This window comes from Pseudomonas sp. ADAK2 (assembly GCF_012935755.1).
Taxonomy (GTDB): domain Bacteria; phylum Pseudomonadota; class Gammaproteobacteria; order Pseudomonadales; family Pseudomonadaceae; genus Aquipseudomonas.
Genome location: NZ_CP052862.1, coordinates 2,465,227 through 2,491,766, shown reverse-complemented (window position 1 = coordinate 2,491,766; position 26,540 = coordinate 2,465,227). Strand labels below are relative to the sequence as shown.

General features: G+C 58.5%; 24 protein-coding genes and 4 tRNA genes. 19 read left to right on the top strand and 9 right to left on the bottom strand.

Annotated elements, in window-relative coordinates; all coding sequences use genetic code 11:
• Positions 1-11: 11 nt before the first annotated feature.
• Positions 12-3,482 carry a hybrid sensor histidine kinase/response regulator gene (locus HKK52_RS11620; protein WP_169370937.1) on the bottom strand — a complete coding sequence of 1,157 codons (3,471 nt, stop codon included), beginning with the start codon at positions 3,480-3,482 and terminating at the stop codon, positions 12-14.
• Between the two features lie 183 nt (positions 3,483-3,665).
• Positions 3,666-4,205 carry a TetR/AcrR family transcriptional regulator gene (locus tag HKK52_RS11615; RefSeq protein ID WP_169370936.1) on the bottom strand — a complete coding sequence of 180 codons (540 nt, stop codon included), beginning with the start codon at positions 4,203-4,205 and terminating at the stop codon, positions 3,666-3,668.
• Between the two features lie 91 nt (positions 4,206-4,296).
• On the opposite strand from HKK52_RS11615, the gene HKK52_RS11610 reads away from it, so the two are divergent.
• The 4 genes from HKK52_RS11610 (at position 4,297) to HKK52_RS11595 (ending at position 9,072) form a co-directional block, all read left to right on the top strand.
• Entirely contained in the window at positions 4,297-5,490 is a 1,194-nt protein-coding gene (locus HKK52_RS11610) for an MFS transporter (RefSeq protein WP_169370935.1), read from the top strand.
• Positions 5,491-5,531: 41 nt separating this feature from the next.
• Positions 5,532-5,843, top strand: a complete 312-nt coding sequence (locus HKK52_RS11605) for a cupin (protein ID WP_169370934.1) — start codon at positions 5,532-5,534, stop codon at positions 5,841-5,843.
• A 104-nt stretch (positions 5,844-5,947) separates the two neighbouring features.
• Entirely contained in the window at positions 5,948-7,099 is a 1,152-nt protein-coding gene (locus HKK52_RS11600) for a TDT family transporter (RefSeq protein ID WP_169370933.1), read from the top strand.
• Positions 7,100-7,197: 98 nt separating this feature from the next.
• Positions 7,198-9,072: an MFS transporter gene (locus HKK52_RS11595; protein ID WP_169370932.1), complete on the top strand. Its 1,875-nt coding sequence runs from the start codon at positions 7,198-7,200 to the stop codon at positions 9,070-9,072.
• A 57-nt stretch (positions 9,073-9,129) separates the two neighbouring features.
• Here the strand turns inward: HKK52_RS11595 and sugE are convergent, their stop codons facing one another.
• From sugE to rdgC, 3 genes are all read right to left on the bottom strand, one after another.
• Positions 9,130-9,444 carry a quaternary ammonium compound efflux SMR transporter SugE gene (gene sugE / locus HKK52_RS11590; protein WP_123599434.1) on the bottom strand — a complete coding sequence of 105 codons (315 nt, stop codon included), beginning with the start codon at positions 9,442-9,444 and terminating at the stop codon, positions 9,130-9,132.
• Positions 9,445-9,563: 119 nt separating this feature from the next.
• Positions 9,564-10,529, bottom strand: a complete 966-nt coding sequence (locus HKK52_RS11585; RefSeq protein WP_169370931.1) for a bile acid:sodium symporter family protein — start codon at positions 10,527-10,529, stop codon at positions 9,564-9,566.
• Between the two features lie 171 nt (positions 10,530-10,700).
• Positions 10,701-11,621, bottom strand: a complete 921-nt coding sequence (gene rdgC / locus HKK52_RS11580; RefSeq protein ID WP_169370930.1) for a recombination-associated protein RdgC — start codon at positions 11,619-11,621, stop codon at positions 10,701-10,703.
• A gap of 159 nt (positions 11,622-11,780) precedes the next feature.
• Between rdgC and HKK52_RS11575 the strand changes: the two genes are divergently transcribed.
• From HKK52_RS11575 to HKK52_RS11555, 5 genes are all read left to right on the top strand, one after another.
• Positions 11,781-11,856 (top strand) — tRNA-Val (locus HKK52_RS11575).
• Positions 11,857-11,875: 19 nt separating this feature from the next.
• Positions 11,876-11,952 (top strand) — tRNA-Asp (locus HKK52_RS11570).
• 188 nt (positions 11,953-12,140) lie between these two features.
• A tRNA-Val gene (locus HKK52_RS11565) sits at positions 12,141-12,216 on the top strand.
• 18 nt (positions 12,217-12,234) lie between these two features.
• Positions 12,235-12,311: transfer RNA gene (locus HKK52_RS11560), tRNA-Asp, on the top strand.
• 188 nt (positions 12,312-12,499) lie between these two features.
• Positions 12,500-13,783 (top strand): DUF4329 domain-containing protein, encoded by a 1,284-nt coding sequence (locus tag HKK52_RS11555; RefSeq protein WP_169370929.1) that lies wholly within the window; start codon positions 12,500-12,502, stop codon positions 13,781-13,783.
• A gap of 4 nt (positions 13,784-13,787) precedes the next feature.
• Here HKK52_RS11555 and HKK52_RS11550 read toward each other — a convergent pair whose 3' ends face one another.
• Both HKK52_RS11550 and HKK52_RS11545 read right to left on the bottom strand, forming a co-directional pair.
• A complete protein-coding gene (locus HKK52_RS11550) occupies positions 13,788-14,924 on the bottom strand; it encodes a catalase family protein (RefSeq protein WP_169370928.1) in 1,137 nt (378 codons plus the stop codon).
• A 28-nt stretch (positions 14,925-14,952) separates the two neighbouring features.
• A complete protein-coding gene (locus HKK52_RS11545; RefSeq protein ID WP_169370927.1) occupies positions 14,953-16,761 on the bottom strand; it encodes a di-heme-cytochrome C peroxidase in 1,809 nt (602 codons plus the stop codon).
• A gap of 271 nt (positions 16,762-17,032) precedes the next feature.
• Between HKK52_RS11545 and HKK52_RS11540 the strand changes: the two genes are divergently transcribed.
• The 9 genes from HKK52_RS11540 (at position 17,033) to HKK52_RS11500 (ending at position 24,058) form a co-directional block, all read left to right on the top strand.
• Positions 17,033-17,746, top strand: a complete 714-nt coding sequence (locus HKK52_RS11540; protein ID WP_169370926.1) for an FKBP-type peptidyl-prolyl cis-trans isomerase — start codon at positions 17,033-17,035, stop codon at positions 17,744-17,746.
• Positions 17,747-18,041: 295 nt separating this feature from the next.
• Positions 18,042-18,497 (top strand): YkvA family protein, encoded by a 456-nt coding sequence (locus HKK52_RS11535; protein WP_169370925.1) that lies wholly within the window; start codon positions 18,042-18,044, stop codon positions 18,495-18,497.
• 112 nt (positions 18,498-18,609) lie between these two features.
• Complete coding sequence (locus tag HKK52_RS11530) at positions 18,610-18,951, top strand: helix-turn-helix domain-containing protein (RefSeq protein ID WP_149656921.1); 342 nt, start codon at positions 18,610-18,612, stop codon at positions 18,949-18,951.
• Positions 18,948-19,319, top strand: a complete 372-nt coding sequence (locus tag HKK52_RS11525; RefSeq protein ID WP_003223109.1) for a hypothetical protein — start codon at positions 18,948-18,950, stop codon at positions 19,317-19,319. The genes HKK52_RS11530 and HKK52_RS11525 overlap by 4 nt, the downstream gene beginning before the upstream one ends.
• Positions 19,320-19,727, top strand: coding sequence for a sel1 repeat family protein (locus HKK52_RS11520; RefSeq protein ID WP_169370924.1), 408 nt, complete (start codon positions 19,320-19,322; stop codon positions 19,725-19,727).
• 140 nt (positions 19,728-19,867) lie between these two features.
• Positions 19,868-21,412: a class I SAM-dependent methyltransferase gene (locus tag HKK52_RS11515; protein WP_169370923.1), complete on the top strand. Its 1,545-nt coding sequence runs from the start codon at positions 19,868-19,870 to the stop codon at positions 21,410-21,412.
• Positions 21,413-21,619: 207 nt separating this feature from the next.
• Positions 21,620-22,651 (top strand): alpha/beta hydrolase family protein, encoded by a 1,032-nt coding sequence (locus HKK52_RS11510; RefSeq protein ID WP_169370922.1) that lies wholly within the window; start codon positions 21,620-21,622, stop codon positions 22,649-22,651.
• Positions 22,652-23,236: 585 nt separating this feature from the next.
• A complete protein-coding gene (locus tag HKK52_RS11505; protein WP_169374229.1) occupies positions 23,237-23,437 on the top strand; it encodes a hypothetical protein in 201 nt (66 codons plus the stop codon).
• A gap of 204 nt (positions 23,438-23,641) precedes the next feature.
• A complete protein-coding gene (locus tag HKK52_RS11500) occupies positions 23,642-24,058 on the top strand; it encodes a hypothetical protein (RefSeq protein ID WP_169370921.1) in 417 nt (138 codons plus the stop codon).
• 192 nt (positions 24,059-24,250) lie between these two features.
• Here HKK52_RS11500 and HKK52_RS11495 read toward each other — a convergent pair whose 3' ends face one another.
• The gene (locus HKK52_RS11495; protein ID WP_169370920.1) at positions 24,251-24,553 is read right to left on the bottom strand and encodes a hypothetical protein; all 303 of its coding nucleotides are present in this window, start codon (positions 24,551-24,553) and stop codon (positions 24,251-24,253) included.
• A gap of 510 nt (positions 24,554-25,063) precedes the next feature.
• Between HKK52_RS11495 and HKK52_RS11490 the strand changes: the two genes are divergently transcribed.
• Positions 25,064-25,387: a hypothetical protein gene (locus HKK52_RS11490; protein ID WP_169370919.1), complete on the top strand. Its 324-nt coding sequence runs from the start codon at positions 25,064-25,066 to the stop codon at positions 25,385-25,387.
• 319 nt (positions 25,388-25,706) lie between these two features.
• Here the strand turns inward: HKK52_RS11490 and HKK52_RS11485 are convergent, their stop codons facing one another.
• A complete protein-coding gene (locus HKK52_RS11485) occupies positions 25,707-26,372 on the bottom strand; it encodes a TIGR02466 family protein (protein WP_169370918.1) in 666 nt (221 codons plus the stop codon).
• Between the last annotated feature and the right edge of the window lie 168 nt (positions 26,373-26,540).

The window sequence follows — 26,540 nt, the reverse complement described above, 5'->3', positions numbered from 1 at the left end:
AACGATCTGGGTTACAACGGCAAATGCCGACTCAACAACGCCCGTAACGCCGCCGGCTTCACCGGTTTGGCCAGATAATCCAACCCCGCCGCATGCACCTGCGCCACCGTCTCCGGCCGCCCATCGGCACTGATCACCACCCCCGGTACCGGCTCACCCAATCGCGTGCGCAGCCACGCCATCAACTCAGTCCCGGTTTCGCCATCGTCCAGGTGGTAATCCACCAACGCCAACTGCGGACGCATCCCGTCGCCGAGCAACGCCGCACACTCCTCGCGATTACGCGCGGTCCAGACCTGGCAGCCCCAGCGGGTCAACAGACTGTTCATGCCAATCAAAATGCTGTCTTCATTGTCGATGCACAGCACCTGCGCACCCGTCGGCAATTTACCGTTGAGTTCGACCACGGTGTTCGGCACCACCGTCTGCGCCCGGGCCAGCGGCACCGTGACGCTGAATACGCTGCCGTGCCCCGGCCAGGAGCGCACCTGCAAGGTATGGCCGAGCACCCGGCACAAGCCGTCGGCGATCGCCAGGCCCAGGCCCAGGCCTTTCTCGGCGCGGGTCTGGTGGCTGTCGAGGCGTTTGAATTCTTCGAAAATCACTTGCCGTTTATCTTCAGGAATCCCGGGGCCACGGTCCCAGACTTCCAGGCACAGTTCACCGTTGCGCCGCCGAACCCCCAGCAGCACCGGGCCCTTGGCATAACGGAAGGCATTGGTCAGGAAGTTTTGCAGGATTCGCCGCAACAACTTGATGTCGCTATTGACCCGCAAGGTGCTGCCGCGCAGGCGGAACTTCAGGCCTTGTTCCTGCGCCTGTGCCTTGAATTCAGCGCCGAGGATATCGAACAGTTCATTGAGCACGAACGGCTTGGGATCGGGGTTGATCTTGCCGTTTTCCAGGCGGGAAATATCCAGCAAGTCGCTGATCAAGTCCTCGGCCGAACGCAACGAACTGTCCAGGTGATGAATCAGTTTCTGCGCCTCGCCGGACAAGCCGTCGTCCTGATGGGTCAGGGCGGCGGAGAACAGTCGCGCGGCGTTCAGCGGCTGCATCAGGTCATGGCTGACCGCCGCCAGAAAACGGGTTTTCGACTGGTTGGCCGATTCGGCGGTGCCCTTGGCTTCGGTCAGGGCGACGTTGAGTTGCGAGAGTTCGTGGGTGCGCGCGGTCACCCGTTGCTCCAGGCCTTCGTTGGCCTCGGTCAGCGCCTGCTCGGCTTCGCGGAACGCAGTGATGTCGGTGAAACTCATGACGAAACCACCGCCGGGCATCGGGTTGCCAATCAGCTCGATCACCCGCCCATTGGGGAACAATCGCTCAGAGGTGTGGGCACGGCCCTGACGCATCCAGTGCAGACGGCGGGCGACGTGCACTTCGGCTTCGCCAGGGCCACACAACCCGCGCTCGGCGTTGTAGCGAATGATGTCGGCAATCGGCCGGCCGACGCTGATCAAGCCGTCCGGGTAATTGAACAGCTCCAGATAACGCCGGTTCCACGCCACCAGTTTGAGCGACTGGTCGACCACGCTGATGCCCTGGGTGATGTTTTCGATCGCCCCTTGCAGCAGCGCGCGGTTGAACTGCAACACTTCCGATGCTTCGTCGGCGATGCGGACCACGTCCTCAAGCTGCATTTCCCGGCCTTCAATGGCAGCTTTTACGACAGCGCGCGTCGAAGAAGCGCCGAGCACACCGGCCAGCAAACGTTCGGTATGCGCGATCCATTCACCGTCGGCGTTCTGGTTCGGGTTAAAGCCTTTGCCCTGGCGATAGGCGAAGCGGATAAAGCTTTGGCGGGCGCGTTCTTCACCGACAAAACGCGCGGCCAGTTGCAACAAATCATCGATTTGCACCGACAGCATCGAGCGCGCGCTGGGCCGGGCGCTGATTTCCTGGCCAATGAAGCGACCGGCCTGCCAGTGCTCGGAAACCCGCGTGCGCGACAGCACCGAGACCCAGGCGAACAACGTGAAGTTGGCGGCCAGCGACAACACCACGCCTTGGGTCAGCGGGGTCAGCGGCAATTTAAGCGGGTTGCTGTGCAACCAGGCCAGCCCCGGGAACGTGCTCAGGGACAGGCCGAGGCTGTGGGCGGCAATCGGCAGAATCAAGGTGTAGAACCAGAGGAACGTCCCGGCCGCGAGGCCGGCAAAAACGCCGCGACGGTTCGCCTGTTTCCAGTACAGCGCGCCGAGCATCGCCGGGGCCAGTTGGGTCACGGCGGCGAAGGCGATCTGGCCGATGGTCGCCAGGCTGGCAGTCGAGCCGAGCAGGCGATAACTGACGTAGGCCAGCAGCAAAATCACCACGATGGTGACTCGACGCACCGACAGCATCCACTGGCGGAACACTTCGAACGGACGCTCGGCATTGTTACGGCGCAGCAACCACGGCAACAGCATGTCGTTGGAAACCATGGTCGACAGCGCCACGCTGGCCACGATCACCATGCCGGTGGCCGCTGAAGCGCCGCCGATAAACGCCAACATCGCCAGCGCCGGGTGCGATTGGGCCAGCGGCAGGCTGATGACGAAGGAATCCGGGAGTACCGAACTCGGTAGCAACATCTGACCGGCCAGGGCGATCGGGACTACAAACAGTGCGGCCAACGCGAGGTAGGCCGGGAACACCCACTTGGCCAGGCGCAGGTCCTGGGGCTCGATGTTCTCCACCACCGTGACGTGGAACTGCCGGGGCAGGCAGATGATCGCCATCATCGCGACGCCGGTCTGCACCACCATCGACGGCCAGTTGATGGTTTCCTTCCAATACTCTTCCAGGCGCGGGGCAAGCATCGCTTGGTCGAACAAGTCATCGAAACCGTCGTACAAACCGTAGGTCACGAACGCACCGACCGCGAGAAACGCGAACAGCTTGACCAGCGATTCGAACGCAATCGCCAGCACCATGCCGCGGTGGTGTTCGGTGGCGTCGAGGTTGCGCGTACCGAAGACAATGGTGAACAGCGCCAGCACCAGCGACACGATCAGCGCCGTATCCTGGGCGCGCGTGCCCATGGCGTCGGCTCCGGCGCCGATCAGCAGGTTCACCCCGAGCACGATGCCCTTGAGTTGCAGCGCGATGTAGGGCAACACGCCGACCAGGCAGATCAGCGCCACCACCACCGCCAGTGACTGCGACTTGCCATAGCGCGCGGCGATAAAGTCGGCGATGGAGGTGATGTTCTCCTGTTTGCTGATCATCACCATTTTTTGCAGGACCCACGGCGCACACACTAGCAGCAGGATCGGCCCGAGGTAGATCGGCAGGAATGACCAGAGTTGCTCAGCGGCCTGGCCCACGGCACCAAAGAACGTCCAACTGGTGCAATAGACGGCCAGCGACAGGCTGTACACCCACGCGCGCACTCGCGGCGGCAACGGCGTGCTGCGACGGTCGCCGTAGAAGGCGATGGCGAACATGATGGCCATATAGGCCAGGGCAACGGCGGCGATCAGCCCGCTGGACAGCGACATGGAAACTCCCGGCAAAAGACACCCGGGATCCGGCCCGGATAGACAGTCTCGCACGATGGCGGGGGTTCGTCAGTGTCGACCAAGGTCGAGGCGCGGCGGGGTGTCGCAGGGAGTTTGTGTTGGATCGTTTGTGCCTTTGCCGGCCCTTCGCGGGCAAGCCTTGCTCCTACAGAAAAGGCGTCGTCACTGACTCAGCGCAATCTCGATCAACCGATGCAATTCCTCGACCTCCAGCGCCGCCGTCGAGAACAGGATGCGAAACACCGTCGGCGCCGCGATCAGGTTGATCAGCCGATCGACGCTCGGCAGCGGCTGGTCAGGGTAGCGATCCAGAATGGTCTGCAACTGCCCGCCAATAATCGTCGCGCAAAAGCCCGGCGTGATGCTGCATTGCACGTCGCGCAGCATGTTGCGGCCGGGCTCTGAACTCATTTCGTCCAGGTATTGCTCGGCCCAGGCGCGCAGATCGCCGCGCAGGCTGCCGGTGTTGGCCGGCTCGCTCTCCGGGCGCATGCGGGCGAGGGCGACGTCCGCCAGCAACACCGACAGATCGCCCCAGCGCCGATAAATCGTCGACGGCGTCACCCCCGCGCGCGTCGCGATTTGCGGCACGGTCACGCTCGCGCGGTCCTGCTCTTCGAGGAGAGCACGGACTGCCGAGTGAACCGACTCTTGCACCCGGGCACTTCTGCCACCTGGGCGTAAACCTTCTTTAATAGCCATGCGGCGGACCTTAACACAAAGAATTTGCTTTAAGCGCTAGTGAGTAGCACACTCCGCAAAAGCAAAAACTTAGCTTTTGCGGAGGATGCCAATGTCTTACCCAACGTCAAACCGAGTAAGCCTGTGGTTCCTGGCGATCACTTTACTCAGCTTTCTCGCCGCTTCCACGGCGCCGACGCCGTTGTATCACTTGTATCAGGAACAGTTGCAGTTCTCGGCAGCGACCCTGACCCTGATCTTCGGCGTGTACGCCCTGAGCTTGCTCGTAGCGCTGCTGACCGTCGGTTCGCTCTCGGATTTCCTCGGCCGTAAACCGGTGATCTTCACAGCGATCCTGCTGAACATGCTGGCGATGTTGCTGTTTATCAACGCCGACAGCGTCACTTGGCTGATCAGTGCCCGTGTGCTTCAGGGCTTCGCCACCGGAATGGCCACAGCCGTATTAAGTGCCGCGCTGCTGGATACCGATCGTCAGCAAGGGCCGCTGATCAATAGCGTGGCGCCGTTGCTGGGCATGGCCATTGGGGCGATGGGTTGCGGCTTGTTGGCCGAGTTCGCGCCGCTGCCGTTGCAACTGACCTTTTGGGTATTGCTGGCGCTATTCGTGATGCAGGCGCTGTACGTCTGGCGTCTGCCGGAAAGCGTCAGTGTGCAACCGGGCGCCTGGGCCTCGCTGCGCCCGACCCTGCATGTGCCAGTACAGGCGCGGCGCACGTTGTGGTCGGTGCTGCCGATCAACACCGCGGTGTGGGCGCTGGGTGGCTTCTTCGCCTCGTTGGCGCCGTCGCTGGTGCGCACGGCCACCGGCTCGACCTCGAACCTGATCGGCGGCTCGACGGTCGCGGCATTGACGGTGACCGGCGCGCTGATGATCTACACCTTGCGCAATCGCCCGGCGGACAAGGTGCTGCGCCTCGGCGCCGGTTTGCTGCCCGCCGGTATTGTGTTGATTCTGACGGCCGTGCACAGCGCCAGCCTGTCGCTGTTTTTCATCGGCACATTGGTGGCCGGTTGCGGTTTCGGCGCCGGTTTCCTCGGTGCCGTGCGCAGCCTTGTGCCGCTGGCCCTGCCCCATGAACGGGCCGGGTTGATGTCGGCGTTTTATGTGCTGAGCTACTTGGCGTTTTGCTTGCCGTCGTTGCTGGCGGGGAGTCTGACCCGCACCTTCGGGCTGATCGCGACCACCGACGGTTATGGCGCAGTGCTGATTGTCCTGGCTGTGGGTGCGTTGCTGGGATTGATGCGCCAGCGTGCAGTGAAAGGCTGTAGCGCCGATGCCGGATGATCGTTAGCCTTGGCGCAGCCACCCATTCGACGGACCGTCCCATGAAGATCATCCGCAGCAAATCTTTTACCGCCGAACGTGCCTGGGGCGCGCTGGACATCGCCAACATGAACGGCATCACTACCCGTTTGCACTGGACCGATCAGCCGTACAAATGGCACGTCAACGATGGTCAGGAAGTGTTCGTGGTGCTTGATGGGCAGGTGCAGATGCACTACCGCGAAGCAGGCGTCGAACAGCAGACCTTACTGGACGTCGGCGATATTTTTTATGCCTCGGTGGGCACCGAGCATGTGGCGCATCCGCTGGGCGCGGCGCGGATATTGGTGATCGAATCAGAAGGCAGTGTTTGACGTATATCTACAAAACAGATAACAGTTAGAGATATTACCCGTTATATAGATATTCGATTCGGTTCTACCATGGGCTCTACCTCATCAGAGGACAGGAGTTCGCCATGATCTGCCCCAATGCTGCCAAGCCCGGTTACAAACCTTTAAGTCTTCTTCCTCGCCCTTTGGAAGCGATTCGCCAGTTCACCCCGAACTGGTTCGCCGCCACCATGGGCACTGGCGTGCTGGCGCTGGCGCTGGCGCAATTGCCGGTGGCCATTCCCGGACTGCACGCAGTCGCCGAGGGTTTGTGGCTGTTCAATATCGTTCTGTTTGTGCTGTTCACCGGGCTGTACGCCGCGCGTTGGGTGCTGTTCTTCGATGAGGCGCGGCGGATTTTCGGGCACTCCACGGTCTCGATGTTTTTCGGCACGATTCCCATGGGCCTGGCGACCATCATTAACGGCTTTCTGGTGTTCGGTTTGCCGCGCTGGGGCGATGGGGTGATTCAAGTCGCCGAAGTGCTTTGGTGGCTGGATGTGGCGATGTCCCTGGCCTGTGGCGTGCTGATTCCGTACATGATGTTTACCCGCCAGGAACACAGCATCGACCAGATGACCGCCGTCTGGCTGTTGCCCGTCGTGGCCGCGGAAGTGGCCGCCGCCAGCGGTGGTCTGTTGGCGCCGCACTTGGCCGAGGCCCATTCGCAACTGGTAGTGCTGGTGACCAGCTACGTGCTTTGGGCCTTTTCCCTGCCGGTAGCGTTCAGCATTCTGACCATTCTGTTGCTGCGCATGGCCCTGCATAAGTTGCCCCACGAAAACATGGCCGCTTCCAGTTGGCTGGCCCTCGGGCCGATTGGCACCGGCGCGCTGGGCATGTTGCTGCTGGGCGCCGATGCTCCGGCGATCTTCGCTGCCAACGGTTTGCCCGGTATCGGCGAAATCGCCGCCGGGCTGGGGCTGGTGGCCGGGATCACGCTGTGGGGCTTTGGGCTGTGGTGGATGCTGATCGCGGTGCTGATCACCGTGCGTTACCTGCGCGCCGGCATTCCGTTCAACCTCGGCTGGTGGGGTTTTACGTTCCCGCTGGGCGTCTATTCTCTGGCCACGCTGAAATTGGCGAGCACCTTGAACCTGACTTTCTTCAGCATGTTTGGCTGCGTGTTGGTGGCGTTGCTGGCGGTGATGTGGCTGATTGTCGGCAAGCGAACCGTACAGGGCGCCTGGCGTGGTGAGCTATTTGTCTCGCCGTGTATCGCAGGATTAAAGAAATAACCTGCAAAGATTAGGTAATGTGTGGCCTGGATCGGCGTTCGACATTCCAATAGCAGTCTCCACGCCACTCTCTACCCAACATCAGGGAAACACGGAAGATGAGTCACCCCTCACAGTTCACCTTGCTTCGCACCCGGCGTTTCCTGCCGTTTTTCGTGACCCAGTCGCTTGGGGCGTTCAACGACAACATCTTCAAGCAGTCGCTGATCCTCGCCATTCTGTACAAATTGACCATCGACGGTGACCGCTCGATCTGGGTCAACCTGTGCGCGCTGCTGTTCATCCTGCCGTTTTTCCTGTTCTCGGCCCTGGCCGGGCAATTCGGGGAAAAATTCGCCAAGGACGCGCTGATCCGTCTGATCAAGCTGGGGGAAATCGCCATCATGGCGGTGGGCGCGGTCGGCTTCCTGTTCGATCACCTGTCGCTGATGCTGGTGGCGCTGTTCGCCATGGGCACCCACTCGGCGCTGTTCGGGCCGGTGAAGTATTCGATCCTGCCCCAGGCCTTGCGTGAAGAAGAATTGGTGGGTGGCAACGGCCTGGTGGAAATGGGCACGTTCCTGGCGATTCTGGCCGGGACCATTGGCGCCGGGATCATGATGTCGTCCGGGCATTACGCGGCCCTGGTTTCCACGGCGATTGTCGGTATCGCGGTCCTCGGTTACCTGGCCAGCCGCAGCATTCCGCGTGCGGCGGCGGCATCGCCTGAGATGCGCTTGAACTGGAACATTTTTACCCAGTCCTGGGCCACCTTGAAGCTGGGCCTGGGGCAGACGCCGGCGGTGTCGCGTTCGATTGTCGGCAACTCGTGGTTCTGGTTTGTCGGGGCGATTTACCTGACGCAGATCCCGGCCTACGCCAAGGAATGGATGCACGGCGACGAAACCGTGGTGACGCTGATCCTCACTGTGTTCTCGGTCGGTATTGCCCTCGGTTCGATGCTTTGCGAGAAGCTGTCCGGGCGTAAAGTCGAAATCGGCCTGGTACCGTTCGGTTCGTTTGGCCTGACGGTGTTTGGCTTGCTGCTGTGGTGGCATTCCGGCGGCATTCCGGACAGCGTGACCGGCCATGGCTGGATCGAAGTCCTTGGCTTTGGCCACACCTGGCTGGTGCTGATCGACATCCTCGGGCTCGGCGTTTTCGGTGGTTTTTACATCGTGCCGCTGTATGCACTGATTCAGTCGCGCACCGCCGAGAACGAGCGGGCACGGGTGATTGCCGCCAACAATATCCTCAACGCGCTGTTCATGGTGGTGTCGGCGATTGTTTCGATCGTGCTGCTGAGCATGGTGAAACTGTCGATACCGCAGCTGTTCCTGGTGGTGTCGCTGCTGAACATCGGCGTCAACGCCTACATCTTCAGCATCGTTCCCGAGTTCAGCATGCGTTTCATGATCTGGCTGCTCAGCCATTCCATGTACCGCGTGGAGCATCGCAACCTCGACCTGATTCCCGATGAAGGCGCGGCGTTGCTGGTGTGCAACCACGTGTCGTTCGTCGATGCGTTGCTGATTGGCGGCGCGGTGCGTCGGCCGATTCGCTTTGTCATGTACTACAAAATCTACAACCTGCCGGTGCTGAACTTTATCTTCCGCACCGCCGGGACAATTCCTATCGCCGGACGCCAGGAAGACATTCAGATCTACGAAAAGGCCTTCAAGCGGATTGCCCAGTATCTGAAGGACGGTGAGCTGGTGTGCATCTTCCCCGAAGGCAAGTTGACCGCTGACGGTGAGATCAATGAGTTCCGGGGCGGGCTGACGCGGATTCTCGAAGAGACACCGGTGCCGGTGATTCCGCTGGCGCTGCAAGGGTTGTGGGGGAGTTTCTTCAGTCGCGATCCGGCCAAGGGCTTGTTCCGCCGGTTGTGGTCGCGGGTGACGTTGGTGGCGGGGCCGGCGGTGGCGGTTGAGGTGGCGGAGCCAGCGAAATTGCAGGTATTGGTGGGAGAGTTGCGCGGGGCAGTCAGATAGTCGGTGATTTTGAGGGTGCCATCGCGGGCAAGCCTTGCTCGCGATGGCGTCAGTGACCTAGGCGCTAATCTTGAGCCCAACCAACCCGGCAATAATCAACGCCACACTGGCCAGTCGAAACAACGCCATGGATTCACCAAACAGAATGATCCCGGCAATCACCGTGCCCACCGCTCCTACGCCGGTCCAGATCGCATAGGCCGTGCCCAGCGGCAATTCCTTCATGGCAAGGCCGAGCAAGCCGAGGCTGATGGCCATGGCGGCTACGGTGAGTGCAGTGGGGAGCGGGCGGCTGAAGCCGTCGGTGTATTTCAGGCCAACGGCCCAGCCGACTTCGAACAGGCCGGCGAAAAACAGAATGATCCAGGACATGAGAGACCTCCATCGATTGACGGGGTCGTCCCCAGATTAATGACTCGATCGAGCCGCGAGGTCGTCCTCGCGTTGCGCCATAGAGTGCCCATCATTAATCCGGGGATCAAGTTTGCCGCTTATTCAGTCGCCTGGCGCGCCGCTATTTCCCGATCTTCTTTTTCGCTCATGCGGCGGAAATACGTCGAAAGCAGCGCCCCGGAAATGTTGTGCCACACACTGAACAACGCGCTCGGCACCGCTGCCAGTGGCGAGAAGTGCGCACTGGCCAGCGCGGCGCCCAAACCGGAGTTCTGCATGCCGACTTCCAGTGCCAGGGACTTGCGCTGAGGCAGCGGCAGCTTGAACAGGCGCCCGGTGAAGTAACCCAGCAAGTAGCCGAAGCTGTTGTGCAGCATCACCACCGCCATGATCAACAGGCCGGACTCGGCGATCTTCGCCTGACTGGCCGCGACCACGGCGGCAACGATGATCACGATGCTGACCACCGACACCAGCGGCAACACTTCTACCGCGTGGCGCACCTTATTGCCCAGCAGCCGTTGCGCCACCACGCCGAGCACGATCGGCAGCAGCACCACCTGCAGGATTGACCAGAACAACTCCATGAACGACACCGGCAACCACGCCGAGGCCAGCAGCCAGATCAGCGCCGGAGTCAGCAGCGGAGCGAGGAGGGTGGTGACGGCGGCGATGGCCACCGACAGCGCCAGATCGCCGCGAGCCAGCCAGGTCATCACATTGGACGAAGTGCCGCTCGGGCAGCAGCCAACCAGGATCACGCCGACGGCGATTTCCGGCGGCAGGTGAAACACCTGGCAGAGCAACCACGCCATTCCCGGCATGATCACGAAATGCGCGACCACGCCCAACGCCACGCGCCATGGATGGCGAGCGACTTCAGCGAAGTCTTCGAGTTTGAGGGTCAGGCCCATGCCGAACATCACCAGCCCCAGCAGCGGCACGATCGCGCCTTTGAGGCCAACGAACCATGTCGGTTCGAGGAACGCCAGGACGGCGAAAATCAGTACCCAGTAAGCGAAGGTGTTGCCGACAAAGCGGCTTAAAGCGGCGAGGGCACGCATGGCCTGTTCCTTATTGTATGAAAGCGTTAGGGAGCTAAGCATACGTGGCCTGTAAAAAGATCGCAGCCTTCGGCAGCGCCTACTTTGGAATACGTTTCCTGTAGACGCTGCCGAAGGCTGCGATCTTTTTTACAGGCACCCACCCATCAAGGCAGGCGCCCTTCAAGGCTGTCAGATGCCCTGCGGAGTCTCTTCGCCACCCAACGCTTCAACCAGCGCCGGCAGGAAGTCGCCGAAGGTCAGCATCATCAGGGTGAAGCTGGCGTCCAGTTGGCCCAGGGCTTCGTCACCGCCGTCCTGTTCCGCCTGGTCTTGCAGCAAGTCTTCGAACTTCAGGCGTTTGACGGTCATTTTGTCGTCGAGCATGAACGACAATTTGTCCTGCCAGGCCAGGGACAACTGAGTCACCACTTTGCCGGTGCTCAGGTGCAGCTGGATTTCTTCGCTGGTCAGGTCCTGACGCTTGCAACGTACGATGCCGCCGTCTTCGTGGGTGTCGCGCAGTTCGCACTCGTCCAGCACAAAGAAGTCGTCCGCGGCTTTCTGGGTTTTGACCCAGTCAGTCATGGTGGCGGTCGGGGCCATTTTCACGGTCAGCGGACGTACCGGCAGCGAACCGATCACTTCACGCAGGGTCGACAGCAGGTCTTCGGCACGTTTCGGGCTGGCCGAGTTGACCAGGATCAGGCCTTGTTTCGGCGCGATGGCGGCGAAGGTCGACGAGCGACGGATAAAGGCGCGCGGCAGGAACGCCAGGATGATTTCATCCTTGATCTGGTCGCGTTCCTTCTTATAGACCTTGCGCATTTGCGTGGCTTCGATCTCTTCGACCTTTTCCTTGACCGCGTCGCGCACGACGCTGCCCGGCAGAATGCGTTCTTCTTTACGGGCGGCGATCAGCAGGAAGTCGCCGCTGACGTGCGCCAGTGGAGCATCTTCGCCTTTGCCAAATGGCGCGACGAAACCGTAGGTGGTCAACTCCTGGCTTGCACATGGACGGGCCAGTTTGGTCGCCAGTGCAGTTTCCAACGCCTCGGCATCAAAAGGCAGATCTTGGGTCAGGCGATAGATAAGCAGGTTTTTGAACCACATGGGGCGAGTCTCTCCTTTATACAAAGGGGGGCATTATTCTCTTCGCGGCGCCATAGGCCAACCCTTCTCTAAGCCTTTGGAAGGCCTGAATAAATTAATTAAAAAAGTGCTTGCCAGAGGTGGGGGTGCTCCGTAGAATGCGCGCCACACCGAAACGAAGGGTGATTAGCTCAGCTGGGAGAGCGTCTGCCTTACAAGCAGAATGTCGGCGGTTCGATCCCGTCATCACCCACCATTCGTTCTTAGTGTTACGCGCAGCGGTAGTTCAGTCGGTTAGAATACCGGCCTGTCACGCCGGGGGTCGCGGGTTCGAGTCCCGTCCGCTGCGCCATATTCGGTAATCTGGAATGCTGAACGCCAGGTCACCACGGAAAAGCCCGCTCACGCGGGTTTTTTTCTGTCTGTTGTTCCTGCGGGATGTGTCGTTTCACCGGTTTTCGGATTTATTTGAAAAAATATTCAATTAAATCAACACTTTACGAAAACATGTGGCATAATGCGCCCCGTAACGAAGGTACTGGGTGATTAGCTCAGCTGGGAGAGCGTCTGCCTTACAAGCAGAATGTCGGCGGTTCGATCCCGTCATCACCCACCATTACTTTCAATGCTACGCGCAGCGGTAGTTCAGTCGGTTAGAATACCGGCCTGTCACGCCGGGGGTCGCGGGTTCGAGTCCCGTCCGCTGCGCCATATTCGGTAACCTGGAACGCTGAACGCCAGGTCACCACACAGAAAGCCCGCATAACGCGGGCTTTTTGCTGTCCGGGATTTGAGTTTCCAGCAACCTCTCTTCGGGCCACGGCCTATATCTATGTAGTGCCAACCGGTCGTCGATCTCTCGAACAATAGGTTTCCATCTATTCGAGAGCGCCTATCCCATGGACACCGAATTACCTTTTTTACCTGAAGTGCCCTCCCTGAGTCGTGCCTATATCAGCGCCGATGACGCAGCCGTCTTTGTTCATGAGCAGTTGAGCAATCGCCGGGATCGCGAATACGGCGGCTTCATCCTGAAAAATGCCGTCGGTCATTTCTTTGCCACGCACCCGGAACGCGGCGAATCCTATGCATTCGACCCGGCGCAAGTGCTGGCGCTGGATGAGAAGGGTGACTTCGTCCCTCCCAAGGGGTATTCCATCGCGGGGATGTACCACTCGCATTGGGTGACGTCGGGGATGCGAAATGAATCGCCAAGGGAGCACGGGCTTCGCGACAGTTTCTTTTCCGTAAGCGACCTCGCGTCCGCCATCACCTATCGTCACAACTATCCACGTTTTTATCTCTCCGGTAATGGAGGGGCACTGGTGATGTACATTTCCAGCGATTCCGATGCCGAGAGAGCGTTGCACCCGATTCTTCAGCGGGATGCACGTGGGTGGCCCGGAATACTTGAGCAGGCGCATATTCGCGGCAGTCTGTTGACCAGTCAGTTGATCGCCCTGGTCGCCGCGAGTGGTGATCTGCGTGTCGTCATGCCCGGGGATGTCTGGAAAACCAGAGGGCGCGTGGCGGTGGGCTGGGAGGTGCAGGTTACGAGTGAGCCCGCAGTGTCCGAGCAGCCGGTGTGCGGCCCTGTCTGCGACAGCGCGCGGGAGGCGGCCCTGTATGCCCATGCCCGAATCATGGGAATGGGCGACGCGGTGTTTGCAGGGTTTATCCTCAAGCATCGTCAGGCTGATCAGTATGTCGCCACCGAACCGTTTGCCTGCGATTACGCGGCCTTCAATCGAGAGTCGATCTTCCCCAGGGATTACACCCTGAAGCCCGCGCTGCCTGAGGGTTTCAGGGTTTTTGCCGTGTATCACTCGATGACGCCCAAACCAGCGCCGCCCAGCGAAAGTGAAATGTATGAACAGTTTTTCTCGCCGCGAGATATGCGGGTCGGTCTGGATCGATTGTTGGTCGCCCCCGGGCTTTGTTTGTTCCTGTCGACACCGGGCGGTGCATTGCTGAGTTTTCACAGCACGCAGACTGACAAGTTAAGAACGCTGATCGCCCGGCTGACCTCGCCGACAACGGGCCATAGTGAAATCGAACAGGCGCTGGCCGACGGGCAGCTGTTGCCCGAGGCGTTTATCGATCTGCTCGCAGCGGCGGGCGAGTTGAAAGTTCAACTCCCCGGCGAAGGCTGGCCGACAGCCGGGCGGGTTCTTCCGGACTAGGGTTTTATTGCTCGGCGTTACGACTATGCCGGTAGTCGCTGACCGCTTCGTACACGGCTTTACGCAGGCGATTGATGCCACCAATCGGGCGGTGCGCTTCCAGACCGAACCATGGGTTGAACGACTGATTGTCGCATTGCAGATTCAGCGCCGGGGTATCGAAATCCTGCGCAGGCACGTTGATCCGCGCCACGGTTTCGAATGGCGCATCACGTTCACGCCACTCAATGCTGGTGTCTTCGATCGGCATGTATTTGTTCGCATCCTGGCGCTGGATCTGCAATACGAAACACGCCGGCATCCGGTCGGTGGACAGCTGCTGATTCAGCGCGCTGCGCAGGAAATTCGGCAAATCCTGATTTTGCTTGGGCAGGACGTAGGCCTGGCAGCTTCCCGGGTCGGGCATGACGCGGAACTTGGCATTGTCGCCACCGAACTTGTAGGGCGAAACCGAAAAGTAGGTAGTCCGGGTCGGGCTTTCTGGAGCAGGGGAGAGCGTCGCCAGGGCGATAAACAGATGGCGAACCTGCCACGTGCGCGGGTCCCAGCCTGGAAAGAACGCCATCGCCGTTTTGCCGTCAGCCTGGGCAGCCACATTCTGACGGTACTCGGCGACATCGCTGACAAAGAAATTCGGATGACTGAACATCACGAAGTCCTGTTCGTGGCGAGCCGCCTGATCCGCCAGCAATTGTTGACCGGGTACATCGAGCAACTTGATGGCCATGCCCCTCGCATCGCGGAAGCTGTCAAATTGCGGGTAAGCGTTGCCATTGGAAAAGCGAACGGTCGCTTGCCAGGTTTTGCCGGGCTCGCTGAACACCCCTTGACGCAATTCCGCTGCCAGCTCTGGCAACACCTGAACTTGAGCCTTCACGCAACCATGGGCCTTGGCGTGGGCATCGCGCAGGTAACGAGTGCTTTCGCGGTGTTGATCGACGATGCGCACGGCGGTCTGGATGATGTCCTGGGTCATCGCCGACTCACCGTCCGGGATCTGTTCATCGGCGGAGACCGCGCCGCTGTGCTGCCAGGCAAACCATGCGGTGGCCAGCGCCCACCCGAGCAGTCCGAGGCCGAGCAACCAAAGCAGGGTCTTGGCAAGGAAGGCGCCGAGGCGCAGCCAGAGCGTGTTCAGCATAAGTAAGTCCTTTTAATAACGGTCTGGGTCATGGCAGTTGCGCTTCCAGCGGACCGCCCAAGACTTTCAGGTATTCCAGCAGCGCCCAGCGTTCCTGCGGTTGCAGCAAGCGGCCGATGACGCCGTTGCCGCGCTCACCGGCGCGGAATTCGTGGCCGCTGTTGTGATTGCCGGTGATGCGCGTGTCGAACACGAAGCCATTGGCGAAGGCTTCGGTGCGATAGCCCAGGTGTTTGGGGTCGTATTCAAAAGTGCCTTTGTAGAAGGTGGTGGCGCGTTCGTCCTGGGGCGAGAGCAATTGATAAATGCTCGGCACCGAACCGTTGTGCAGGAATGGCGCCGTCGCCCACACGCCCGCCAGTGGCCGGGCCTTGTAGGCGCGCAGTTCCTGGACACCAATGGGCAGGCCGAAGCCATCCAGGTCCGGTCGTTCGGCCGGGGTGACCTTGGCTTCGCGATAAGCGCGGTTCCCAACGAATGCCGTGACGTAGGCCAATCCCTTGGCCACCGAGAGTTTGCTCAGGTCCAGCGGTTCGGTCGGTTTGGGATGCAGTTGAACGTCGAGTTGCCCGAGTTCCGCCGGATCCCACTGCAACGCCGTCAGGTCGAAGCGATGGTCGGCAATGTTGTTGGCTGCGGTGGGGTCGGTGCCAATTGCGGCGACTGGCAGCAATTTGAGTTGTTGCACTGCGCGCCCGTTGACTGGCGTCACTCGGGGAACATGGCAACTGGCGCAGTTCTCGGCAAACAGCGCGCGCCCCTGGACGGCCAGGGGTTTGTCGACGCTGCCCAGCAGCGCTTCCGGCCAGGCGGGCGGCTTGAGCCGTTGCAGGGTTTCTTCGATCAGGTTCAGGTCGCGAACACGGACGCTGGACGGGTAGCGTGCCTCGCCTTTGAGCGGCTGGCCGCTGGCGTCGAAGAAATTCAGCGTCGCGCCGACACCCAGCGCCTCGCCGATATTGCGCGCCATCGGTTGCTGCGCCGAGCCGTTCCACTGCACCCAGTCGAAGGTCCAGATGTCCCATAGCTGCGGGTAGTCCACCGGGGCGTTGGCCACGCGATAGTTATCCGGCGAAATTGCATCGCCGAAGCTGGCATTGGCGATGCGTCCGAACGCGTCGGTACGGCCGGGGCCTTCTTCGGTGGGGTAGAGCCCGCGATGGGTATCGTTCCAGGCGACTTTCAAGAACGTATCGAGTGAGCTTTTGAAGTCTTCGCGTAGGACTTGATGCCGAGCGTCGTAGTCCGCGCCCAATACATTGCGTGCGAAGCGTTCGAATTTCCACGGGTTGTAGTAGGTCGAGGCAAGGCTGGCCACCAATGCCTGGCCAAAACTGCCGCCGCGCAGGGTCGGCACACTGGAGGGCAACACATGCTGCGCCGAGCCGCCATCAATCCGCACGGCCTGGCCGTTGAAGCGCAGTTCGCCGGTGTGGCAGGCGGCGCAGGTGATATCAAGGAACTGATCCTGGCTGCCCGGGTTCTGGTGCCGGGCGAAACCCACCGGCAGGTTGCCGGGGTTGTTCGGCGTGGCTTTCTGGGCAGGATCAATCAGGAAACCAAAGCGCGCCAGGTATTCCGGGGCGGCGAAGCGCCGTTGCGAGAACGGCAGCTCCAGCGCCTCGAACCAGTCGTAACGCAAGCCTTTGACCTGGGTGCCCTGGGGCGTGAAGTAGTAAGTCTGACGGTCGGCGGCGCTCCACTGCTCCAGGTAATGCACCTGTTGCGCGGGGGAGTAGGCCGGCAGTTTGGGGTTGGCCACGTAGTACAGAACCACGGCGAGGCCAAGCCCCAGCAATACGGCGATCAGAACCAGTAAGCGGAGTAAGAGGCGCAAGATAAACGTCCTTGTCGATTTATGGCTCTCTTATGCCTCAGCTCCTTAAGGGAAGGCAAGTGGCCATTACGCCAAGTGTTGTAGGAACAGGCATCCGTGTCCGTGGGAGCAAGATGACAGAAACTTCATCCAGCCCATTCCCGAAATGCTTTAAAAGACCTGAACTTATCAGAAGTTTCCTGCTCTCATGCCGGTAGCCATTGGTCGTGGCCGCCTGATAAGCTCGCGGCTTTATTCGATTGCCCTTTAGGCGCATGAACAAGGAAATAGCATGAAACAGCATCGGTTGGCGGCGGCGGTGGCCCTGGTAAGCCTGGTACTTGCGGGTTGTGATTCGCAGACCAGCGTAGAGCTGAAAACCCCGGCGCAAAAAGCTTCCTACGGGATTGGCCTGAACATGGGCAAGAGCCTGGCTCAGGAAGGCATGGATGATCTGGATTCCAAGGCCGTAGCTCAAGGCATCGAAGATGCCGTCGGCAAGAAAGAACAAAAGCTGAAGGACGACGAACTGGTCGAGGCCTTCGCAGCACTGCAAAAGCGTGCAGAAGAACGCATGGCGAAAATGAGCGAAGAGTCGGCATCCGCCGGCAAGAAATTCCTCGAAGACAACGCCAAGAAAGCCGGTGTAGTGACCACTGCATCCGGTCTGCAATATGAAGTGGTTAAAAAAGCGGATGGTCCTCAGCCTAAGCCGACCGACGTAGTGACTGTTCACTACACCGGCAAGCTGACCAACGGCACCACCTTTGACAGCTCGGTTGATCGCGGTAGCCCGATTGACCTGCCGGTCAGCGGCGTGATTCCAGGTTGGGTCGAAGGCCTGCAACTGATGCACGTCGGCGAGAAGTACAAGCTGTACATTCCTAGCGACCTGGCTTACGGCGCGCAAAGCCCAAGCCCGGCAATCCCGGCCAACTCGGTGCTGGTATTCGACCTGGAGCTGCTGGCGATCAAAGATCCAGCGAAACAAGACGCCGCCAAGTAACGTCGTCTGCTGCAAAAACAACGCCTCGCATTATGCGGGGCGTTGTTGTATCCGGGGTTTGGCCAGGTACGAAGAAAGCGAACGGATGCTGTAGGCTGGAGTCATAGCCATTGAGGACGCCCGTGCTAGCCACACCGGGGCGCCAAGTCAATGAAATCTTGGGTTTTTTTATGTGAGTAAAAAACGCCCGATCTGAGTTGAGCCCTTATGAAACGGGGCTTTCAGCCGTGAAATGCAGCTCTGTTCACAAGGTTATCCACAATTTGTGTGGATAACATTTCAGCGGGAGGAAAAGATGAAAGCACCCTGGAATTTCGCTCGATTCCTGCCACTGGCCGGGCGCCTGCTGGCTAAAGGCCGATTGCCGACCCTGCTGTTCGCCGTGGCCAGCAAAGGCGCCAGCGAAGGTGGGCGCCTGGGTAAACTCAAGGATGACCTGCGGCTGCTGCAGGCCTTGTGCCTGGCCTACTGGCGTGGCGAGTACCGGGCCATCAGCCGCAAATCGATCCTCACCGTCGTGGCCGGCCTGATGTATTTCCTCAGCCCACTGGACGCCATCCCGGATTTCATCCCGGTATTCGGCATGCTAGACGACATTGCCGTGCTGGCCTGGGTCATGAAAACCCTCGACGACGAACTCAATGCCTTCCGCGCCTGGCGCAATCGGCAGTTGCCGGAGAAGTTGGCCGTGGTCGAACGCCTGCCCGACACCCCGGAGCAGCTTCAGCTTCAAGGCCCGAAAGATGATTGAGTGATGGCAGTTTCATCTTAGATTGATGCCCCCGCGACCTTGGCCGCTGTTAGGATTACACTTCAAGGGAAAAGTGCCGACTCGCTAAGTGTCGTTGTCCTACGGGGAAGTCATGGATATTCAGATAATCACACGCGAAGGCGAGCCCGAATATGCCGTTGTGCCATGGGCTCAGTATCAGGCTCTACTGAAAGCAGCAGGCATCGAGCAACAACCGCCACGGGCCGCCCCAGAGCGTCCGGCGGCCGCAGCAGACCAGATTCTTCCGGGTCTGGATCAACTCCGCAGTTTGCGCGAAGGGAAGGGCATCGCCATTGAGGCGCTGGCCCGCACGGTAGGCATCAGCCCGTCTTATCTGGCCTTGATCGAAAGTGGCGAGCGTCAACCCGACGCAGCGATTCGCCGCAGCCTGGCCTGGGAATTGACGGTGCCAGGATGGAGGGATGAATCGTGAGCGTACGCATCAGTCGTCAACATTGGGACGGGTTGTTGGGTGAACTGGACCAGGCGCGCCGCCAGCGCCATCTTCTGACTTACCGAGCGCTGCTGGAGCGTTTGCAATTGCCCACCCCGGCCATGCAAACCCTGACCGCGGCCCTTGAACACCTCGCCGCCCTGGACGCCAAGGCCGAGCAGCCACTGCGCAGCTCACTGGTGATCAGCCAGGGCGCTAGCCGCCTGCCGCGCACCGGTTTCTTCGAATGCGTCGAACGCTTGGGCCGTTTCTCCGGTCCCTCCGACGGCGTCGCTGCCGCTTCGTGGCATGCCTCGGAAGTGGTGCGAGTGTTCGAATACGAGTACCCAGAATCCGCGGAGGCCTGAGTGTTTTTACGACTCAAGGCGCGGGCCTCCTACTGGTTGGCCCGCAGGCTGTTTCACTGGTCATGGTTCGTGAAACAGCCACGTGGCTGGAAATGGCTCGAAGGCCAATTCGCCCGCATGGCCAACCTCGGCGACGTCGGCGCGCAAAGCTTCTATGGCCACATCCTGACCTTTCGCGGCGTTGGCCTTGGTGCGCGTGAAGAAGGCGTGCGCTTGTTGCGCCTGGCGGCGTTGGCGGGAGATGGCAAAGCGGCGTATCAGGTGGGCGTGATCAGTTTGGCGGGGACGCCGAGTAAAGCGCCGGACCCGGTGGAAGCGGCGCGGTTTTGGCGGATTGCGTTGAAGGCTGGGCATCCGTTGGCGGAGATCAAGTTGAAAGGGTTGCCGAGCGACAGTGCTTCGCAGTGATCCGATGATCGTTCAATAAGTAGACGTGGCGCCTGACGAGCGTCCGCGAAAAAACACTCGTACGCGTCTTTCCCCTTGTGGCACCCAATGCCTACCCCTTATAAAAGCCACTTTCACTTTCGAAGTAAAAGGATATGAGCATGAGCGATGCCTGGAACGAAGGATATTTCACCGACGAAGGCTACACCTACAGCTATAGCCGGGAAATCAATCCAGTCTTCCTGCGCTATTGCTTGTTGTTGCGCGGCTTTGCCAGTCTGGAGACAACCGACGGCTATCACTGCGAATTGGGCTTTGGCCAGGGCGTCTCGATCAACATCCATGCCGCAGCCAATCCTGGCTCCTGGATGGGCACTGACTTCCATCCGGGCCAGGCAGCCCATGCCAATGCGCTGGCAACCTCCTGGAACAGCGATGCAAAGCTGTATGACGACAGCTTCGAGCAACTGCTGGCCCGAGATGATTTGCCGCAATTCGACAGCATCAGCCTGCACGGCATCTGGACCTGGGTCAGCCGCGACAACCAAAAATTGATCGTCGAATTCGCCCGACGTCACCTCAAGCCAGGTGGTTTGCTGTACATCAGTTACAACTGCTTCCCCGGCTGGTCGCCTTCGGCACCCTTGCGTCATCTGTTCAGCCTGCACGACCGTTTTGGTACAAACCGTTCCGAAAGCCCGGACCAACGCATCGACGCTGCATTGCAATTTTCCGAAGCGCTGCTCGCGGCCAACCCCAACTACGCCAGTGCGGCACCGAACCTGAACACCAAGCTGCAGAGCATCAAAGGCCAGGATCGGCAGTACGTCGCCCATGAATACTTCAACCGCGACTGGAACTGCATGTACTTCACCGACGTGGTCGATGCCCTGGCGCCAGCCAAACTCGACTTCGCCACCACGGCCGTGCCACTGGATACGGTAGACCCGCTCAACTTGAGCGCTGAAGGCATGGACTTCCTGGAAGGCATCGATCACCCGATCGTGCGCGAACAAGCGCGTGACTACTTCGTCAATCAGAATTTCCGCCGGGATCTGTACCTGCGCGGTGCTAATCGACTGTCCGCCTCTGAACACCGCCAAGGGATGCTCAATACACGTTTTGTCCTGCTGCAACCGGCAGAAAGCGTCTCTGACACCGTCAAAGGCCCGGCCGGCGAAGCGTCACTGCAGGCCGAGATCTACGGCCCGGTACTCGAAGCGCTGGCAGCCAACGCCTATGCCCCTAAAACGTTGCGTCAGTTGTCAGCGGCCATACCCTCGATGCCTTATGACGACCTGCTCCAGGCCGTCACCGTATTGGTCGGGATGAGCGCAGCGGCACCGTGCCAGAGTGAAGCGGCCGAGAAGCTGGTACAGGCACGCTGCAACACCCTCAACCTGCAACTATGCAAACGCTCGCTGCTCAGCAACAAAATCCAGGTCCTGGCCAGCCCGGTCACGGGCGGCGGCGTGCCGATCAGCCGGTTCCAACAGTTGTTCCTGATATCGATCAAACAAGGCAAAAAACACCCGGCGGAATGGGCGCAACTGGCCTGGAGCATCATCAGCGAACAAGGCGAAGGTCTGGTCAAGGACGGCAAGGCGCTGACCACCGCAGAAGAAAACATCGCGGAACTGACCGAGCAGGCGCAAGCCTTTGCCGAGCAATCGCTGGTGATTCTCAAGGCGTTGAGCATCGTTTAACCCACTGAAGTAGTTGATCGTTCCCACGCTCTGCGTGGGAATGCAGCCCGTGACGCTCCGCGTTACATCGGTGCCCGGCTCGACACCAGCGGTGCGGTTGGAACGCAGAGCGTCCCAGGAGGCATTCCCACGCAGAGCATGGGAACGATCATCTGAAACAGATTTCAGGTACAGATGGATCAATCTACTCAAGGAAGATAAAAAACAATGAAAAAAGCTCTCGGCATCCTGGTTCTAACCTGCCTCACCACCAGCGTATTCGCTGACGATAACCCCATCGGCTTCCAGTCCTCGACACTGCCAGACCCGCAAAACGAGCGCCGGCTGGAGATGGTTGTCTGGTACCCCAGCACAACCACCGCCACACCTCAGTTGTTCGGCGACAACCCAGTGTTCATCGGCGCCCTTGCCGTGCCCAACGCACCGCCGGCCACTGGCGAGCACCCATTAGTGGTGCTCTCCCACGGTTACAACGGCAGCTGGATCAACCAGACATGGCTGGCCAGCGCACTGGCCCACAAGGGCTACATCGTCGCGGCGGTCAACCACCCCGGCACCACCAGTCAGGACCGCAGCCCTCCAGCCGCCGCACAACTATGGCAACGACCCGCCGACCTGAGCCGGGCCATAGACGCGGTCACGGCTCAACCGGAAAAATTTGGCGTAGTCGCCAAGCATCGAATTGCAGCCGTGGGCCATTCACTCGGCGGCTGGACCGTACTGGAAATCGCCGGCGCTCGTTTCGCCCCGGATCGCTTTACCAAGGACTGCAACACCCAACCGAAGTTGGCCAGTTGCACCGTCTACCAACAGATGAACCCCGCAAGCACCCCGGTCTCGAAGGCCCAACTGGCTGGCGATCTGAGCGACAAACGCGTCAGCGCCATTGTTTCATTGGACCTGGGCCTGTCACGGGGGATGACCGATGAAAGCCTTGTGAAGTTGCCGGTGCCAACGCTGGTGATCGCAGCGGGCGTGCCGTCTGAGGACCTTCCGGCTGAGTTGGAGTCTGCTGATTTAGCTAAACGTTTGCCCAAAGCATCGACGCGCTATGTCGAGATTAGCGACGCCAGCCACTTCAGCTTTATGGCGGTGTGCAAACCTGAGGCGGTGGCGATGCTTGAAGAAGAGGTGCCGGGTGACGGGATTATTTGTGGGGATGGCGAGGGTGGGAGGGCGCGTGAGGTGATTCAGCAGCAGGTTACTTCGGTGATTGATGAGTTTCTGAAGCGGTCATAAATCAAGACGTGATGGAGTCCAGTCACACACTGTGAATCAATCCAACACGTCAGACCCAGGCAGCTAACAGGCGTTAGGCCAAGTTTTCCAAACGCAGCTTCCGTCTCGTTACAGGCAAACGGTATGCAACCATTTTTTTATCTTGGGGGGTAATTTGGCTAGGTTAATTCTGCAATTGACGTACGACTGTAATCCCACTTCACCGCAACGATTTTGGCTAACTAGAACTCACCTCAAGGTGCTTTTGGAGATGCTGTCCAGAGATAAGCCCAGCAGGCGAAAGATTGATAATTACTACTTTGATTTCAATGGCTATTCGCTAGGGTTTAATACGACTAAAGCGAACGCTGGTAAATATGGTTTCGAGGAAGCACCTTCTGAAATAAAGAAAATAGTGGAAGGGCTTTTGCTGACGTAATTTGCGTAGCGTTATCTGAGTTTTGGTTGGTAGCGTTTGTTGAAGGAACCCTATCTATTTCAGGAGCAAAATCTGTCCCCTTGGCTCTCGGCCAAGGGCAGGGCATAGCGCTGGACGATATTGATTTTCCGCGCGACAAACCACTTAAGATTAAACAAGGAATTTTTATGAGTCGTATTTTTGGACTGATTTTGTGTGCTCTGGTGCTACCAATGAGCGGCTGCGTGCAAGGGACTTACACCAAGTCCGTTCAGGTCACCAAGGATGAGACGGGTCGCGTTGTGCAGACCATCGAAACTGAGAGTGTTACTCAAGTCGGGCAGGGTAACGCTATGCGGTTAGAAAAAATTAAGGGCGTTCAAAATTAAGTAGTCGGGAAACCGTTTACCTCTCTCTGTAGGCTTGTCTTCTGTGTAGCTGGGTGGCAAACCCATCAATGCGTGCGGAGGTATTTAAACCGTATCCAAGCAAAAATCGGGAACGGATTTATGTTAGATAAAATAAATCCGTCCCATTTTTGAATAATTTTTGAATAGATTTTCCGAAAAAACCCGTTATCTGGAGAGTCAGTAATGCGTATTTTACATCCGATACTTTACATGGTGCTGGGTCTGGTTTGTCTGTCATCTGCAGCAGCGGCCGAATTTGAATACAAACGAGTTTACCAAGCAGATGCGGGAAAGATAGACAAATACATCGTCAGATATTTGCGATCCTTTGATTCTCCCTGCGTCAGAGTTCAATCGCTTCTGCCTGGGGGGAAGGGAACAATACTGAAAGAAAAAGAACTGTGCTCTATTGACGGGAAAAGCTTTCTCGACGGGTTCACCCAAGTCGATCTGAAAAAAGGAGAATTCAAAGAAGGAAAGTTGATACTCACGTTTGAGATAATGCCTCTCGATCCCGCACCTGAGTTTATTAAAAGATGCATTGTTCCATTCAGGGACGGCACGCCGCAGGATCTTGTCTGTGAAACGATAGCTCCCTGATCCCAGCGATATCTGATGTCGTCACCAATTACTAAACAATTCTTGCTTGGGGTTTAAAAATCAGTGAACTGACGAGATGTTTGGCTTTAGGGGGCAGTTTGATATGTATTTGGCGAGTTGGGCGTGTCAGCAAGTAAAAATAAATCCGGTCTTGTTTTTTTTGGAAAGCTCGCAAGTCCCGAAGCGCCTAATTTAATAGATTTTTTTTCGACGTACTTCGCGTACAGACCGTTGATCTGATTTGTACAAGCCTTTGGTATTCCCATCGAGCGAGGAGCATCGGACGGCAAAGCCAAGGTTCAGGACCTTATGGATCATTGTCGCTTCATCAACTTCCTCGCTTGCCTCCAATGTGTTTCCGCCAGCCCCTCCACGTGAAATGCGATAGGCGACCATTCCGGTACTCCTGCGCTTCATTCGCACCGGAAACAACTCAGTGCCGTTGTTAAGAACAAAGCTAAAAGCGAGTGAAAAACGATCCTGATCCGCAGCCATAGATGGCGATCCTTGGAGATGGGTAAAGCAAACTGTAGTTGATCTACGTGCTCCCAGAGGGTGAAGTCATCACCAACGTCCGTATATGGATTGATAGTGGCCACTTGGTGAGTGGGGAATCGAGCCAGGCTTCATCGAAAGCTCGTGCCACGTTCGCCTTTTGATTGAGCGAAATTTCTGGGCAAGGTCTTCGGAAATTTCCTTCGAGTTGTGGCGGTTTTGGTGAACTGGTGCGCGGCGCGTTCAATCGGTAGGCTTTGGTGGTCGCTGCGTATTCAGCGACAGGGCGTAGGAACCCTTCAAGACTTTTAAGGTGACATTGGCGTCGATGCTTGATTGCGGCCGTTGAATTGCGTCCGTAAGATTCGCTGCGGCGGCTGTGTGCGGGCACGCTTCGGTGTGGTCGAGTTTTGCCTTAAAAGTCTCGATATTCCTACCCCGCGCATAGCTGCCACCCTAACCTGTAGGAAGGTGGATGGCAGTTTCCATCACACTTTTAAGGTTTGAAAAATGCCAACACTTCATCCCGATCCACCCTACGAAAAACCAATTCCTCACCCCGAAAGCCGCTTCATGGCGCTCACCAGCAATTGCGACGACATGCCGACCTTGTTCGTCGATACCCGCGCGCCACTTGATGTTTTATATGACGCCGCCCATTACCGAATCCGCGCAGTAACCCAAGTGCTGGAGAACATGTCCATGCGGGGTTCGATCGATTGTGAATCCTTCATCCTTAGCGACTTTGCCTTGTTGTGCGCCATTCCGTTGCGAGATGGCTGTGATGTGCTGGATGTGCTTGGCCGGCGGTTGCGGGCGATGCCATCGGAATAACGCCTAGCGCTGTTCTGTGGCGAGGGGGTTTACCCCCGTTCGACTGCGAAGCAGTCGCTAAACCATGCACCGCGGTGCACCAGAAAAATCTGGATTGCAGGTTTTGGGGCCGCTGCGCAGCCCAACGGGGGCAAGCCCCCTCGCCACAAGATCAGGATCAAGATCAAGATCAAAAGATCGCAGCCTTCGGCGGCTCCTACGGGATGGATACCATTCTTCTGTAGGAGCTGCCGAAGGCTGCGATCTTTTTAATTGGTCAATAGCGGGTATTTAGATGTGTCGACGAAGTTAGCGGTGGTTCAAGTAAATTGATATCTCGTTAAGCACCAAAGTTAAAAGCAATCGAGATTCGCGGTCTCGCCCCTTCAAAACGTCTTACTGAATGCATTAGCCACGATGGAAACATGATGAAAGTTCCACTTCTGGCGGCACAAGTACAACTAAACCCGGCAGTAAGGCAATCTTCGACTCTCATTCGCAGAGCAGGGTTGTATGTCGATGCAACCATGCCGCGCGGGTCCATAAACTCCAGATCACCTCCGACAGCTGGATCATCCTCCCTGCCGCCGGCGTCGACCCAGTAAACCCCTGACCAAAACGCTCCAGGGTGCCCATGCAGTGAATTGCTGTGGCCCGCCTCATTCACGTTTGCCCAAGCGTTGAGTTTCCATTCGAAACTGGGCTCGGTTAATCCGTATTGCTCGCTATGAACCGCGGTCAGTTGCTTGGCGAACGCAGTGGCAAACCTCACTAAAGCCTCGCAGGCTTCTCCTCCCCATTCAGGGAAGTCGTGCGTAGATTGCCAGCCACCATCATTGCTACGTTGCGCGCCGTTGCGATCTTGCGCCATACGATTGATGACGATGGTTTTCAGTTCAGCATTAAGTCTTTCGGCGTCGGGGTACTGGATACTTGCCAGGGGAGTGGCGAACAGTCGTCGAATGTTTATAAGTTCAGGATCTACTAGATTGTTGCTCGACTGCATTAAGTTTTATCCAGGCTTCGCGAGTTGCGAAAAACTATACCGGATGAAGTTTTTGGCTGGTGTAAACCTTTGTTAAAACTTGCGAAGTTGATCGCTTAGTTACACTAAGACCCATTCCACAAGCTCATGATCAAAGAATGATGATCGTCCCACGCGGAGCGTGGGAAC

Bases quoted from the DNA above. Each gene is read 5' to 3' on its own strand.
- HKK52_RS11510 (WP_169370922.1), top strand. From the start codon at position 21,620: ATGAAAAAAGCTCTCGGCATCCTGGTTCTAACCTGCCTCACCACCAGC.
- HKK52_RS11615 (WP_169370936.1), bottom strand. From the start codon at position 4,205: ATGGCTATTAAAGAAGGTTTACGCCCAGGTGGCAGAAGTGCCCGGGTG.
- HKK52_RS11605 (WP_169370934.1), top strand. From the start codon at position 5,532: ATGAAGATCATCCGCAGCAAATCTTTTACCGCCGAACGTGCCTGGGGC.
- HKK52_RS11550 (WP_169370928.1), bottom strand. From the start codon at position 14,924: ATGCTGAACACGCTCTGGCTGCGCCTCGGCGCCTTCCTTGCCAAGACC.
- HKK52_RS11535 (WP_169370925.1), top strand. From the start codon at position 18,042: ATGAAAGCACCCTGGAATTTCGCTCGATTCCTGCCACTGGCCGGGCGC.
- HKK52_RS11530 (WP_149656921.1), top strand. From the start codon at position 18,610: ATGGATATTCAGATAATCACACGCGAAGGCGAGCCCGAATATGCCGTT.
- sugE (WP_123599434.1), bottom strand. From the start codon at position 9,444: ATGTCCTGGATCATTCTGTTTTTCGCCGGCCTGTTCGAAGTCGGCTGG.
- HKK52_RS11620 (WP_169370937.1), bottom strand. From the start codon at position 3,482: ATGTCGCTGTCCAGCGGGCTGATCGCCGCCGTTGCCCTGGCCTATATG.
- HKK52_RS11595 (WP_169370932.1), top strand. From the start codon at position 7,198: ATGAGTCACCCCTCACAGTTCACCTTGCTTCGCACCCGGCGTTTCCTG.
- HKK52_RS11515 (WP_169370923.1), top strand. From the start codon at position 19,868: ATGAGCGATGCCTGGAACGAAGGATATTTCACCGACGAAGGCTACACC.
- HKK52_RS11600 (WP_169370933.1), top strand. From the start codon at position 5,948: ATGATCTGCCCCAATGCTGCCAAGCCCGGTTACAAACCTTTAAGTCTT.
- rdgC (WP_169370930.1), bottom strand. From the start codon at position 11,621: ATGTGGTTCAAAAACCTGCTTATCTATCGCCTGACCCAAGATCTGCCT.
- HKK52_RS11490 (WP_169370919.1), top strand. From the start codon at position 25,064: ATGCCAACACTTCATCCCGATCCACCCTACGAAAAACCAATTCCTCAC.
- HKK52_RS11500 (WP_169370921.1), top strand. From the start codon at position 23,642: ATGCGTATTTTACATCCGATACTTTACATGGTGCTGGGTCTGGTTTGT.
- HKK52_RS11585 (WP_169370931.1), bottom strand. From the start codon at position 10,529: ATGCGTGCCCTCGCCGCTTTAAGCCGCTTTGTCGGCAACACCTTCGCT.
- HKK52_RS11485 (WP_169370918.1), bottom strand. From the start codon at position 26,372: ATGCAGTCGAGCAACAATCTAGTAGATCCTGAACTTATAAACATTCGA.
- HKK52_RS11505 (WP_169374229.1), top strand. From the start codon at position 23,237: ATGAGTCGTATTTTTGGACTGATTTTGTGTGCTCTGGTGCTACCAATG.
- HKK52_RS11610 (WP_169370935.1), top strand. From the start codon at position 4,297: ATGTCTTACCCAACGTCAAACCGAGTAAGCCTGTGGTTCCTGGCGATC.
- HKK52_RS11495 (WP_169370920.1), bottom strand. From the start codon at position 24,553: ATGGCTGCGGATCAGGATCGTTTTTCACTCGCTTTTAGCTTTGTTCTT.
- HKK52_RS11555 (WP_169370929.1), top strand. From the start codon at position 12,500: ATGGACACCGAATTACCTTTTTTACCTGAAGTGCCCTCCCTGAGTCGT.
- HKK52_RS11540 (WP_169370926.1), top strand. From the start codon at position 17,033: ATGAAACAGCATCGGTTGGCGGCGGCGGTGGCCCTGGTAAGCCTGGTA.